Here is a 269-nt window from a genome sequence, read left to right as displayed (position 1 = left end):
AACAAACGGCACATCGGCGATAACACCGCCAAAAGCTTCCGGTGCCATATTGGTGATCGCGCCCATCAGCATGCCACCGGCAGAACCGCCATGGGCGATAATACGGTCATGACTGGTGAAGCCTTCAGCCACCAGATATTTGGCTGCGGCAATGAAATCCGTGAAAGTATTGACCTTGTGCTCACGCTTACCGTTTTCGTACCAAGCAAAACCTTTGTCTTTGCCGCCGCGAATATGCGCAATGGCATAGATAAATCCGCGATCAACCA

General features: G+C 51.7%; 1 protein-coding gene. It reads right to left on the bottom strand.

Annotated elements, in window-relative coordinates:
• Window positions 1-269: prolyl oligopeptidase family serine peptidase (locus HBA93_RS21375; protein ID WP_221724594.1), on the bottom strand; the 269-nt coding region annotated here is incomplete at both ends.

Source organism: Ochrobactrum sp. SFR4 (assembly GCF_019730395.1).
Lineage (GTDB): Bacteria > Pseudomonadota > Alphaproteobacteria > Rhizobiales > Rhizobiaceae > Pseudochrobactrum.
The sequence above is the reverse complement of the archived record's forward strand: the minus strand, read 5'-3'. Positions and strand labels throughout refer to the sequence as shown.